Origin of the sequence: Rhizobacter sp., from assembly GCA_019635355.1 — a bacterium.
Classification (GTDB): Bacteria; Pseudomonadota; Gammaproteobacteria; order Burkholderiales; family Burkholderiaceae_C; genus Rhizobacter.
The window spans coordinates 49022-62145 of the sequence record JAHBZQ010000001.1 but is presented as its reverse complement, the minus strand read 5'-3'; the positions used below and the strand labels follow the sequence as shown (position 1 = coordinate 62145).

At 66.7% G+C, this 13124-nt stretch carries 10 protein-coding genes; 8 read left to right on the top strand and 2 right to left on the bottom strand.

What is annotated here, in order from left to right; genetic code table 11:
- Window positions 1-17: 17 nt before the first annotated feature.
- The 8 genes from KF892_00315 to KF892_00280 all read left to right on the top strand — a co-directional run bounded on the left by KF892_00315 (window position 18) and on the right by KF892_00280 (window position 8179).
- A complete protein-coding gene (locus KF892_00315; GenBank protein ID MBX3623426.1) occupies window positions 18-2018 on the top strand; it encodes a bifunctional 3-phosphoshikimate 1-carboxyvinyltransferase/cytidylate kinase in 2001 nt (666 codons plus the stop codon).
- A gap of 132 nt (window positions 2019-2150) precedes the next feature.
- On the top strand, window positions 2151-3869 hold the full coding sequence (gene rpsA / locus KF892_00310; GenBank protein MBX3623425.1) for a 30S ribosomal protein S1: 1719 nt from the start codon (window positions 2151-2153) through the stop codon (window positions 3867-3869).
- A gap of 47 nt (window positions 3870-3916) precedes the next feature.
- Window positions 3917-4267 (top strand): integration host factor subunit beta, encoded by a 351-nt coding sequence (locus tag KF892_00305; protein ID MBX3623424.1) that lies wholly within the window; start codon window positions 3917-3919, stop codon window positions 4265-4267.
- Window positions 4268-4324: 57 nt separating this feature from the next.
- Window positions 4325-4642, top strand: coding sequence for a DUF1049 domain-containing protein (locus KF892_00300; GenBank protein ID MBX3623423.1), 318 nt, complete (start codon window positions 4325-4327; stop codon window positions 4640-4642).
- Window positions 4632-5789: a lipopolysaccharide assembly protein LapB gene (gene lapB / locus KF892_00295; protein ID MBX3623422.1), complete on the top strand. Its 1158-nt coding sequence runs from the start codon at window positions 4632-4634 to the stop codon at window positions 5787-5789. The genes KF892_00300 and lapB overlap by 11 nt, the downstream gene beginning before the upstream one ends.
- On the top strand, window positions 5789-6727 hold the full coding sequence (rfaE1, locus tag KF892_00290) for a D-glycero-beta-D-manno-heptose-7-phosphate kinase (GenBank protein MBX3623421.1): 939 nt from the start codon (window positions 5789-5791) through the stop codon (window positions 6725-6727). Before lapB ends, rfaE1 begins: the two co-directional genes overlap by 1 nt.
- Window positions 6724-7725, top strand: a complete 1002-nt coding sequence (gene rfaD / locus KF892_00285) for an ADP-glyceromanno-heptose 6-epimerase (protein ID MBX3623420.1) — start codon at window positions 6724-6726, stop codon at window positions 7723-7725. The genes rfaE1 and rfaD overlap by 4 nt, the downstream gene beginning before the upstream one ends.
- 142 nt (window positions 7726-7867) lie before the next feature.
- Window positions 7868-8179: a DUF655 domain-containing protein gene (locus KF892_00280; GenBank protein MBX3623419.1), complete on the top strand. Its 312-nt coding sequence runs from the start codon at window positions 7868-7870 to the stop codon at window positions 8177-8179.
- Between the two features lie 70 nt (window positions 8180-8249).
- Here KF892_00280 and KF892_00275 read toward each other — a convergent pair whose 3' ends face one another.
- Together KF892_00275 and dnaE are read right to left on the bottom strand one after the other, a co-directional pair.
- Window positions 8250-9497 (bottom strand): patatin-like phospholipase family protein, encoded by a 1248-nt coding sequence (locus KF892_00275; protein MBX3623418.1) that lies wholly within the window; start codon window positions 9495-9497, stop codon window positions 8250-8252.
- 97 nt (window positions 9498-9594) lie between these two features.
- Entirely contained in the window at window positions 9595-13095 is a 3501-nt protein-coding gene (dnaE, locus tag KF892_00270; GenBank protein ID MBX3623417.1) for a DNA polymerase III subunit alpha, read from the bottom strand.
- Between the last annotated feature and the right edge of the window lie 29 nt (window positions 13096-13124).

Below are 13124 nucleotides of genomic sequence, written 5' to 3'. Positions count from 1 at the left end.
GGCGCCACGTTGCGCTCATGTACACCACGCCGTTCCTTGACCTCCCCCCGCTGCAGTCGGCCCACGGCACCGTGCGGCTGCCCGGCTCCAAGAGCATTTCCAACCGCGTGCTCCTGCTGGCCGGCCTGAGCCACGGCACCACCACCGTCTACGACCTGCTCGACTCCGACGACACGCAGGTCATGCTGACCGCCCTGCGCCAGCTCGGCTGCGACGTGCAGACCGACGGCACCACGGTGCGCATCACCGGCCTGGGCGGCGCGCTCTCGGTGAAGCAGGCGCAGCTCTTCCTTGGCAACGCCGGCACGGCGATGCGACCGTTGACGGCGGCCCTCGCGGTGCTCAGCGCGCAAGGCGGTGGCGAGTTCGACCTCAAGGGCGTGCCGCGCATGCACGAGCGGCCGATCGGCGACCTGATCGACGCCTTGCGCCAGCTGGGCTGCACGATCGAGTACCTGGGGCAAGACGGCTACCCGCCGCTGCGGCTCAAAGGCGGCGCGCTTCGCACCACCGACCCGATCCGCGTGCGCGGCGATGTATCGAGCCAGTTCCTGACCGCGCTGCTGCTCGCGTTGCCGCTGGTCTCACAAGCCAATCCGATCACCATCGAGGTGGTCGGCGAGCTGATCTCCAAGCCGTATGTCGAGATCACGCTGAACCTGCTGCAGCGCTTCGGCATTGAGGTGCAGCGTGACGGCTGGCAACGGTTCACCATCCCGCAAGGCAGCGAGTACCGCTCGCCGGGCAGCATCCACGTCGAGGCCGATGCGTCATCGGCCTCCTATTTCATCGCCCTTGGTGCGATTGCCGGCTTCGAAAGCTGGCCCGTCCGCATCGAAGGTGTGGGCAGTGACTCGATCCAGGGCGACATCCGCTTCATCGAGGCCGCTCGCCTGATGGGCGCCGAAGTCACGAGCGGCCCCGGCTGGCTGGAGGTGCGCCGCGGCGCCTGGCCGCTCAAGGCGATCACGCTCGACTGCAACCACATCCCCGACGCGGCCATGACGCTCGCCGTGATGGCGCTCTACGCCGACGGCACCACGCGCCTGAACAACATCGCGAGCTGGCGCGTCAAGGAGACCGACCGCATCGCCGCGATGGCCACCGAACTGCGCAAGCTGGGCGCCACCGTCGCCGAAGGCCACGATTTCATCGAGATCACGCCGCCGACCGCCTGGACGCCCGCCGCCATCCACACCTACGACGACCACCGTGTGGCCATGTGCTTCTCGCTGGCGGCCTACAACCCGGCCCGCCAGCCGGTTCGCATCCTCGACCCGCGCTGCGTGGCCAAGACCTTCCCCGACTACTTCGAGACGCTCTTCGCCGTCGCCCGCACCGACACGCCGTCGATCCCCGTGATCACGGTCGACGGCCCGACCGCGTCGGGTAAAGGCACGCTGGCGAGTGCCGTCGCCCAGGCCCTGGGCTACCACTTCCTCGATTCCGGCGCCCTCTACCGCGCCACCGCCCTGGCGGCGATGCAGGCCGGCGTGTCCGAAACCGACGAAGCCGGGCTCGCCGCCGTGGCCGCGGGTCTGAAGCTCAGGTTCACCCACCAGCAGATCTGGCTGGGCGGCACCGAGGTCAGCGACGAGCTGCGCCGCGAAGACGTGGGCGCGATGGCGTCCAAGGTCTCGGTCTGGCCGGCCGTGCGCGCTGCCCTGCTCCAGCTCCAGCTCTCCCACCGCCGCCTGCCCGGCCTGGTGGCCGATGGGCGAGACATGGGCACCGTCATCTTCCCTGCTGCCCAGCTCAAGGTCTTCGTCGTCGCCAGCGCCGCCGTGCGGGCCGAAAGGCGCCATAAGCAATTGATTTCCAAGGGAATTTCGACTAGTATCGATGTCCTTCGTGCCGACCTCGAGGCCCGGGACGCGCGGGACAAATCCCGCACCGCCTCACCCCTCAAACCAGCCGAAGACGCGATGGTGCTCGACAACTCCGAGCTCTCGGTCGACCAGTGTGTCGCCCAGGTGCTGGAGTGGTGGCAGCAACGCAACCCGTTCGGTCAAGCCTGATCCTTCAGGCCCAGCCGGGCAAAACCGGTCCGCCGTTTCACCTCTGCGCCTTTCCTGCCCCACAGGTTCAAGGCGCTCCGAAGCAGCGGGTGTTCAACCTAACCCGTGGCACTTGCCACACAGAAAGTCCCCATGCCTCAAGCACAAACCGCCGCCCCTGCCGGGATGGAATCCTTTGCCGCCCTGTTCGAAGAATCTCTGAACAAATCGGAGATGCGCGCAGGCGAAGTCATCACGGCCGAAGTCGTGCGCGTCGAGCACAACTTCGTGGTGGTGAACGCAGGCCTCAAGTCCGAAGCCTACGTGCCCATCGATGAATTCAAGAACGACCAGGGTGAGCTCGAAGTTCAGCCTGGCGATTTCGTCTCCGTCGCGATCGATGCCGTTGAAAACGGCTACGGCGACACCATCCTCTCGCGCGACAAGGCCAAGCGCCTCGCCTCGTGGCTGTCGCTCGAGAAGGCGCTGGAGTCCGGCGAGTTCGTCGTCGGTACCGTCAACGGCAAGGTCAAGGGTGGCCTGACCGTCCTGGTCAACGGCATCCGCGCCTTCCTGCCCGGCTCGCTGCTCGACACGCGTCCTGTCAAAGACATGTCGCCGTTCGAAGGCAAGACGATGGAATTCAAGGTCATCAAGCTCGACCGCAAGCGCAACAACGTCGTGCTGTCGCGCCGTGCCGTGGTCGAAGCCTCGATGGGTGAAGAGCGCGCCAAGCTGCTCGGCACGCTCTCCGAAGGCGCCATCGTCACCGGCGTGGTCAAGAACATCACCGAGTACGGTGCGTTCGTCGACCTCGGCGGCATCGACGGCCTGCTGCACATCACCGACATGGCCTGGCGCCGTGTCCGCCACCCGAGCGAAGTCGTTCAGGTCGGCCAGGAACTGCAAGCCAAGGTCCTCAAGTTCGACGCCGAGAAGAACCGCGTTTCGCTGGGCATCAAGCAGCTGGGCGACGACCCGTGGCACGGCGTGTCGCGCCGCTACCCGCAAGGCACCCGCCTCTTCGGCAAGGTCACGAACATCGCCGACTACGGCGCTTTCGTCGAGATCGAGCCGGGCATCGAAGGCCTGGTGCACGTCTCCGAGATGGACTGGACCAACAAGAACGTTGCTCCGAGCAAGATCGTCTCGCTCGGCGACGAAGTCGAAGTCATGGTCCTCGAGATCGACGAAGACAAGCGCCGCATCAGCCTGGGCATGAAGCAGTGCAAGGCCAACCCGTGGGAAGAGTTCTCCGGCACGGTCCAGCGCGGCGACAAGGTCAAGGGCCCGGTGAAGTCGATCACCGACTTCGGCGTGTTCATCGGCCTGGCACAAGGCATCGACGGCCTGGTGCACCTGTCCGACCTCTCGTGGAACGAGCCCGGCGAAGCCGCGGTCCGCAACTACAAGAAGGGCCAGGAAGTCGAAGCCATCGTGCTGGCCGTCGACGTGGAGCGCGAGCGCATCTCGCTCGGCATCAAGCAGCTCGACAGCGATCCGTTCACCAGCTACACCTCGGTCAACGACCGTGGCCAGATCGTGACCGGCAAGGTCAAGACGGTCGACGCCCGTGGCGCCGAGATCCAGCTGAACGACGACGTGACCGGCTACCTGCGTGCCTCTGAAATCAGCCGCGACCGCGTGGAAGACGCGCGCAACGTGCTGAAGGAAGGTGACGAAGTCTCCGCCCTGATCATCAACGTCGACCGCAAGACGCGTTCGATCCAGTTGTCGATCAAGGCCAAGGACAGCGCCGACCAGCAAGAAGCCATGCAGCGCCTGTCGGCCAGCAACGAGCGTGAGACCGCAGGCACCACCAGCCTCGGCGCCCTGCTCCGCGCGAAGCTCGACAACAAGGACAACGGCTGAGCCGTTCTTCCGAGAAACGCCGAACCTCAAGGATCTGACAGGCTTCTATGACGCGCTCCGATCTCGTTGCAAAGCTGGCCGAGCAATTCGGCCAACTGACCCACCGTGACACGGAGTTCGCCGTCAAGACCATCCTGGATGCGATGTCCGACGCGCTTGCGCGCGGGCACCGCATCGAGATCCGCGGGTTCGGCAGCTTCTCGATCAACCGCCGGCCGCCGCGCGTGGGCCGCAACCCGCGCTCCGGCGAGCAGGTGGTGATCCCTGAGAAGCTGGTGCCGCATTTCAAACCGGGCAAGGCGCTTCGCGAAGCCGTCGACGCCCGTGGCGACGCTCTGGAAGCCGCCGCAGCTGCACAAGCTGCAGCGGCCTCTTCGTCCGCCGAGCCCAGCACCTGACCTCTCTGCCCGCCATCCGACATTCGCCGGCCTAGAATCCCAGGCCCCGGAGTCGTGATGCGCATCTTCATCTGGCTCGCTCGAGCCGCCCTCTTCTTCGTCCTGCTTGCTTTCGCGCTGAACAACCAGCACGAGGCCAGCCTCAAATGGTTCTTCGGCCACGAGTGGCGCACGCCCATGGTGTTCGTCGTGCTCGCGGCGTTCACGCTCGGCTGCGTGTTCGGTGTGCTCGCAATGGTGCCCAGCTGGTGGCGCGCCCGCCAGGCCGTCCTGCGTCGGAAGACAGACGATGGCGCACAGGGCCCCAGCGTCGACTCGCGCAACACCGACCCCGCCCTGCCCTCCGACGCCCGCCTGCTCCAGCATGAACTTTGACCTCCAGTGGCTCCTGCTGGGCCTGCCGATCGCGTTTGCGCTGGGCTGGTTGGGCTCGCGCCTCGACCTGCGCCAATGGAAGCGCGAGCAGCACGACTCGCCCAAGGCCTACTTCAAGGGCCTGAACCTGCTGCTCAATGAACAGCAGGACAAGGCCATCGACGCCTTCATCGAAGCCGTCCAGCATGACCCCGACACCTCTGACTTGCACTTCGCCCTCGGCAACCTGTTTCGCCGCCGCGGCGAGTACGAACGCGCCGTGCGCGTGCACCAGCACCTGGTGAGCCGCGCCGATTTGCCCAAGACCGAGCGTGACCGCGCGCAGCACGCCCTGGCACAAGACTTCATGAAGGCCGGCCTCTTCGACCGCGCCGAGGAAGCCTACCAAGCACTCGAAGGCACGGCCTTCGCCACCGAAGCCCAGCTCGCGTTGCTGACGCTGCACGAGCGCTCGCGCGACTGGCGTGCCGCGGTCGAGGTCGCCCAGAAGCTGGAACGCAGCGGCACGGCCTCGTTCGCCTCGCGCATCGCGCACTACTGGTGTGAACTGGCCCAGGAGGCCGACGCGCGCAAGCAGAGTGCCGAGGCCGACGACGCCTTGCGCCACGCCCGCGAAGCCGCGCCGCTGTCGGCCCGCCCGATCGTGCTCGCCGGCCAGCGCGCCCACGCGCGCGGCGACCACGCTCAGGCATTGGCGCTCTGGGGAGAGCTGCTGGCCGCCCACACCACCGCCTTCAACCTCGTGGCACGCGACTACGCCGCCAGCGCCCTGGCCTGCGGTGAACAGGCTGCCGCGCTGGAGCGCCTGCAAGGCCTCTACCGCCGCGCCCCGACGATGGACCTGCTCGCGGCCATCGCCACGCTCGACCCCGCGCCGGCCGCGCAGCGCGCCCGCGTGCTCACCCACCTGCAGGAGCAGCCCACGCTGTCGGCCGCACAAGAGCTGCTGCGCCAGATGACCACCGAAGGCTTTGCGCTCGACGCCAACGAAGCGCAAAGCCTGCGCACTGCGGTCGGCCGTGCTGCCAAACCCTTGCAGCGCTATCGCTGCGCCGCCTGCGGCTTCGAAGCCCAGCACTATTTCTGGCAATGCCCGGGCTGCCTCAGCTGGGACAGCTACCCGCCGCAACGCCTGGAGGATCTCTGATGTCTCAACCCGTCGTCACGCGCGAACGCGTCGCCGCGGCCCGCGTGCTCGTCGTCGGCGATGCGATGCTCGACCGCTACTGGTTCGGCGCCGTCGAGCGCATCTCGCCCGAAGCGCCGGTGCCCGTCGTCAAGGTCAACCGTGAAGAAGAGCGCCTGGGTGGCGCCGCCAACGTCGCGCTCAACGCCAAGACCCTCGGCGCGCAGACCACGCTGCTCACCGTCGTCGGCCAGGACGAACCTGCCAAGAAGCTGCAGCAACTGCTGGAACAGAAAGGCGTGAAGACGCTCCTCGGCCACGACCCGCAGCTCTACACCATCGTCAAGCTGCGCATCATCGGCCGCTCGCAGCAGCTGATCCGCATCGACTTCGAGAACGCGCCCGACCATGAAGTGCTGGCCGGCATGCTGCCCGAGTTCGAGAAGGCGCTGCAGGAGCACGACGTGGTGCTCTTCTCCGACTACGGCAAGGGCGGCCTCGAGCACATCCCGCGCATGATCGAACTCGCCCGCAAGGCCGGCAAGCCGGTGCTGGTCGACCCGAAAGGCAACGACTACGAGCGTTATGCCGGCGCCACCACCATCACGCCCAACCGCGCCGAGCTGGCCCAGGTGATCGGCAACTGGAGCAGCGAAGCGCAGCTCCATGAGCGCGCCGAAGCCCTCAGAAAGAAGCTACGCCTCGACAGCCTCGTGCTGACCCGATCCGAAGAAGGCATGTCGGTGTTTGACGCCCAAGGCGAGACCCGCTTCCACGCACAGGCGCGCGAGGTGTTCGACGTCACCGGCGCCGGCGACACCGTGATCGCCACGCTCGCCGCCATGCTGGCCTGCGGCCTCTCGGTGCAAGAAGCCGTGCCCGTGGCCAACAAGGCCGGCGGCCTGGCCGTGGGCAAGTTCGGCAACGCGACCCTGACCTACGAGGAGCTCTTCGCATGAGCACGAAAGTGGTGGTGACCGGCGCTGCCGGCATGATCGGCAGCAACATCGTCCACGGCTTGAACGCCATCGGCATCGACGACGTGATCGCCGTCGACGACCTGACCGACGGCCCGAAGTACCGCAACCTGCTCGGCGCGAAGATCAGCGACTACTTCGACAAGAGCGACTTCTATACCCGCTTCGCCCGCGGCGAGTTCGGCAAGGTCGAGGCCGTGCTGCACCAGGGCGCCTGCTCCGACACGATGGAGCACAACGGGCGCTACATGCTCGACACCAACTACCGCTGCTCGAAAGACCTGCTCGACGCCTGCCAGGCCCAGGGCGTGCGGCTGCTCTACGCCTCGTCGGCCGCCACCTACGGCGGCAGCGACACCTTCCGCGAAGACCCGCAGTTCGAGAAGCCGCTCAACGTCTACGGCTACTCCAAGCTGCTGTTCGACAACGTGGTGCGGCGCATGCTGTCGACCAGCAAGAGCCAGGTGGCCGGCTTCCGCTACTTCAACGTCTACGGCCCACGCGAGCAGCACAAGGCCCGCATGGCCTCGGTGGCCTTCCACAACTTCAACGAGTTCCGCGAGAAGGGCCGCGTGCGCCTCTTCGGGCCCTACGGTGGCTACAACGCGGGCGAGCAGTCGCGCGACTTCATCTCGGTCGACGACGTGGTCGCGGTGAACCTGTGGTTCCTGCAGCACCCCCAGAAGAGCGGCATCTTCAACCTCGGCACCGGCCGCGCACAGCCTTTCAACGACGTAGCCGCTGCCGTGGTCAACGCCTCTCGCGGCCTCAAGGGCGAAGCACCGTTGTCGCTCACCGAGCTTGTGACGAAGGGCCTGATTGAGTACTTCGACTTCCCGTCCGCCCTCGTCGGCAAGTACCAGTGCTACACGCAGGCCGACATGACACAGCTGCGCGCTGCCGGCTGCGACCACCGCTTTGCCGACGTCACGACGGGCGTCACGCGCTACGTGCAGTGGCTCAACCAACAACCGGCCTGACCTCCCCTATTCACTCGACCCCCTTTCGTCGGCGTTCCTGAAGGGGAAAGACTTCAAGGTACCCCCTGGCTACAGTGCCGCCAGGGGTGCAGAACGGCTGCTCCCCGTCAACACCAAGACGAAATCAAAGGGAGTTCACAACATGTTCAAGAAGCTGATCTGCACCCTCGCCATGCTGTTCGCCGCGGCCACCGCCTTCGCTGCGGTCGACGTCAACAAGGCCGACCAGGCCGCGCTCGAATCCGTCAAGGGCATCGGCACCAAGGTGTCGGTGCGCATCCTCGACGAACGCAAGAAGGGCCAATTCAAGGACTGGGCCGACCTGATGGCGCGTGTGAAGGGCATCAAGAGCGGCGCCGCCACCCGCCTGTCGAAGGAGGGCCTGACGGTCAACGGTGCGGCCTATGCCGCTGCCGCCACCGACGCCAAGAGCCCGGCGAAGAGCAGCAAGTAAAACAGATCGATCGCTGTCATCACGAGGCCCGCGGCGCACATGCACCGCGGGCCTTTGTCTTTTCAACGCGTCACTCCAGCTCGGTCGTCTGGAAGTCGGTGTCGGGCACCGGCCCGCGCCGCTCGCGGCGGCGCTCCCAGCCGAAGAAGCCAGTCACCTCGTCGCGCCGCGCCATGGTGTCGGCCCAGCCCAGCGCCACCAGCTCACGCGTGTACGCCTGCTCGAAGAGGAGATAGCTCGCCAATGCTGCACCACGCGTGTCGGAGCCTTTGCCGCTCACGCCGATGCCGCGCAGCAGCGCGCGGATCGAGGTGGGCAACGCACTCACATGCTTGGCCGCCAGGTCGTCGAGGCGCTGCGAGGGCGCGATCACCAGCACCTCGATCGGCCGCAGGCTGGTGCCGGCCAGCGCCTCGGGCGGCAGCAGCGAGAGCGTGTTGTTGATGCGTTGCAGGCGCTCCACATCCACCGCGAGTGCGTCGAGGAAGATGTTCGACAGCGCATGGCCCGCGATCTGCGCGAAGTTGGGGTAGGCCCCGCTCACCTTGCGCCGCCCGGGCGGCTCGTGCATGCGGCCGGCACCGATCACGAGAATGCGGCGTGCGCCCAGGTGCACGGCGGGCGAGATGGGGGCCGACTGGCGCATCGAGCCGTCGCCGAAGTATTCGGTCACGCCGTCGAAGTCGAGCGGCACGGCCGGGAAGACAAAGGGGATCGCCGCCGACGCCAAGAGATGCTGCACGGTGATCGGCGAGCGCACCGCCACGCGCTGTGAGCGGTTCCAGGGAGAAAACTCCTGCAGGGCATCGTAGAAGGTCACGTGCGTGCCCGAGCTGTAGCTCGACGCGGTGATCGCCAGCGCCTGCAGGTGGCCCGACTTCATCACCTCGGGCAGCCGCTTCACCGCCACCATCTCGCTCAGCAGTTGCTCCAGCGGGCTGTTGTCGAGCAGCGAGCGCAGCCTCGCGCGGCGCCAGCGGGCAATCACCCAGCCAAGCGACATCATCGTGAGCCAGCGTGCGCCGGTGCGGATGACGCCCAGTGCATCGCTGCGGTACACCTGCTCGGCGCGGAAGTTCTCCCACACACGGGCCATCGCCTTGACCGCGCCGTCGAAGTCGTCGCAATGCGTGGCCAGCGCCGCCGCGTTGATGGCCCCGGCCGAGGTGCCGGTGATCACGGGAAAGGGGTTGCCGTATTGCCAGGGCGCGGCGTCACGCCGGATCTTCGCCACTGCCTTCAGCACGCCCACCTGGTAGGCAGCGCGTGCGCCGCCGCCGGTGAGGATCAAACCAGTCGTCGGATTCGTCTCGGGCATGCGCCGCAGTGTAGGCATGCCACCCGGGGCCGAAGATCAGGGGCTGCCCTTGGGCGTGGCGGGCGCACCACCCTCGCCGCGGGGCGCTCCGTGTTGATCACTCGTAAACGACGCTCGCCTTGCCGTGGCTGCCTTCACGCCAACGCTGCAGCGCTTCGTCGGTGGGGTAGAAGCGCCCCTCTTCGCCGAGGTCGAGTTCGCCGCTCGCCGCTTCACGCTGCAGCACCAGTCGAACGCCGAGGCCCTGGGCCACAGGGCCCTGCTCGGTTTGGATGCGCCGGCTCGGAAAGTCGCGCAGCACCTCGGCCACCGGCGGCACACTGCCGTTCACCTCGACCCGCAGGTACTTGCCGAAGCGGCAGCGCGCGGTGGCGAGATCCCACACTTGCTGGATGTTGAAACGCATGCCGCCCGAGAATCGATCGGGCTGCACCTTGCCGACAGCGATGACGAGTTCGTCGTCTTTCAGCAGGTCCTTGTTGGCGTTGAGCACGTCTTCGTTGACCACCGATTCGATGGCCTCGCTCTTGTCGTCGAGCTTGAAGATCGCCACGCGCCCACGCTGACCGTTGATCACGCGCAGGTCGCCAATGATGCCGGCCAGCACCTGCGGCTCGCGCGAATCGATGAGGTCGGCGATTTTGCGTTTGGCGAAGCGGCGCACCTCGTCTTCGCTCTGATCGAAGAGATGGCCCGAGAGGTAGAAGCCGAGCGCGACCTTCTCGAGGCTCAGGCGCTCCTTGATGCTCCACGGTGCGGCGGGCACCAGCTCGGGCTCCTGCGTCGACGCAGCGTGCGAGTCGCCGAAGTCGAAGAGACCGCCCTGGTCGGCATGCGCGGCTTGCGTGTCGGCATAGTCGAAAGCCAGGCCGATGCTCGCCACGGCCATCGAGCGTTCGGGGTGCAGCAAATCGAAGGCACCGGCCTTGATGAGCGCTTCGACCGTGCGCTTGTTGATGCGACTGCGGTCGACCCGCGCGCAGAAGTCGAACAGGCTCTTGAACGGACCACCGTCCTTGCGCGCCTGGATGATGGCTTCGATCGCGCTCTGGCCGGTGCCCTTGATCGCGCCCAGCCCGTAGCGCACGACCTTGTCGGCCACGGGCTCGAAGCGGTAGTTGCCGGTGTTGATGTTCGGCGGCTCGAAGGTGAGGCCGAGGTTCTGCACCGCGTCGTCGTAGAAGATCTTGAGCTTGTCGGTGTCGTCGAGCGCGACGCTCATGTTGGCCGCGGTGAATTCGGCCGGGTAGTGCGCCTTCAGGTAGGCCGTGTGGTACGCGAGCAGCGCATAGGCCGCGGCGTGCGACTTGTTGAAGCCGTAGCCCGCGAACTTCTCCATCAGGTCGAAGATCTCGTTGGCGAGCGGCTCGGGAATGTCGTTCTTTGCCGCGCCCTGCGCGAAGGTGGCGCGGTGGGCCACCATCTCCTCGAGCTTCTTCTTGCCCATCGCGCGGCGCAGCAGGTCGGCGCCACCGAGCGAGTAGCCGCCCAGGCGCTGCGCCACCTGCATCACCTGCTCCTGGTAGACCATGATCCCGTAGGTCTCCTTGAGCACCTCTTCCATCATCGGATGCGGGTACTCCACCTCCTCGCGGCCGTGCTTGCGCGCGCAGAAGCTCGGGATCAGGTCCATCGGGCCCGGGCGGTACAGCGCCACGAGGGCGATGATGTCTTCGAAGACGCTGGGCTTGGCGTCGCGCAGCATGCGCTGCATGCCCGACGATTCCAGCTGGAACACGGCCACCGTCTTGCCTTCGCTCATCAGCCGGTAGGCAGCTCGGTCGTCGAGCGGGATGTTCTCGAGCGCGAAGTTCTCCTGCCCCGGGCGGCGGGCACGGATGTAGTCCTTCGCCAATTCGAGAATCGTGAGCGTGGCCAGACCCAGGAAGTCGAACTTCACCAGGCCGATGGCTTCGACGTCGTCCTTGTCGTACTGGCTCACCGCGGAGTCGCTGCCGGGCTGCATGTAGAGCGGGCAGAAGTCGGTGATCTTGCCGGGCGCGATCAGCACGCCACCCGCGTGCATGCCGATGTTGCGCACCATGCCTTCCACACGCTCGGCGAGCGCCAGCAGTTCGGCGACTTCTTCTTCGTTCTTCTCACGCTGCTCGATCTCGGGCGCTTCGACGCGCGCGTAGATGAGGCCGGGGTCGGGCTTGTCACCAGGACGCGCGAGCGTCACCGTCTTGCCGGGCGGCGCCGGCACGAGCTTCGCAATGCCGTCGACGTGGCCGTAGCCCATGCCGAGCACGCGGCCCACGTCGCGCAGCGCAGCCTTGGCGGCCATGGTGCCGAAGGTCGCGATCTGGCTCACGGCATCGCGGCCGTACTTGTCCTTCACATAGTCGATCACCCGGTCGCGGTTGCCCTGGCAGAAGTCGATGTCGAAGTCAGGCATCGACACACGCTCCGGGTTCAGGAAGCGCTCGAACAGCAGGTTGTAGCGCAGCGGGTCGAGGTCGGTGATCTTGAGCGCGTAGGCGACGAGCGAACCGGCGCCGGAGCCGCGGCCCGGGCCGACCGGGCAGCCGTTGTTCTTGGCCCAGTTGATGAAGTCGGCCACGATCAGGAAGTAGCCGGGGAAGCCCATCTTCAGGATGGTGTTGAGCTCGAACTCCAGGCGCTCCACGTAGCGCGGCATGTTCTTCTCGCGCTCCGCCGCATCGGGGAAGAGATGGAGCATGCGCTCCTTCAGGCCCTCGTGCGAGGCGTAGCGGAAGTACGCCTCGGGCTCCATCCGTTCCCCATTGACTTCGGGCACGGGGAAGTCGGGCAGGCGCGGCTTGCCGAGCACGAGCGAGAGGCTGCAGCGCCTGGCGATCTCGACGGTGTTCTGGATGGCGCTCGGGATGTCGGCAAAGAGCGCCTCCATCTGCGCCTGCGACTTGAAGTACTGCTCGCGCGTGAAGCGCTTGATGCGGCGCGGGTTGGTGAGCGTCTCGCCTTCGGCGATGCAGGTGCGGGCTTCGTGCGCTTCGAAGTCTTCGGGCGTCTGGAACTGCACCGGGTGCGTGGCCACCACCGGCAGCTTGAGCTGCGCGGCCAGCGGCACGGCGGCGCGCACATGGGCTTCATTCGTCGGCTGGCCGGCGCGTTGCAGCTCGATGTAGAAGCGCTGCGGAAAGATCGCCGCCAGGCGTTCGGCCACGGCCGTGGCGCGTGCCGTGTCTTGCGCCATCAGCGCCTGGCCGACCGGGCCGAGTTCAGCGCCAGACAGCGCGATCAGCCCTTCATGCAACGCCGAGAGCCACTCCCACTTCAACAAGGCCTGCCCACGCGCCGAAGGGTCGAGCCAACCGCGCGACAGCAGCTCGCACAAGTTGAGGTAACCCGTCTTGCTCTGCACCAGCAGCACGATGCGGCTCGGCTGCTTCTCGCCGTCGGTGGGCTCCAGCCACACGTCGGCGCCGAGGATGGGCTTCACGCCCTTCTTGCGCGCCGCGTTGTAGAACTTGATGCCGCCGAAGATGTTGGACAGGTCGGTGATGGCCAGTGCCACCTGGCCGTCTTTCGCCGCGGCGCCCACGACCTCGTCGATGCGCAGGGTGCCGTCGACGACTGAAAACTCGGTGTGGGTGCGCAGGTGTACGAAGGCCATCGGGGCATTTTAGGGAGGGCGAGCCTCCT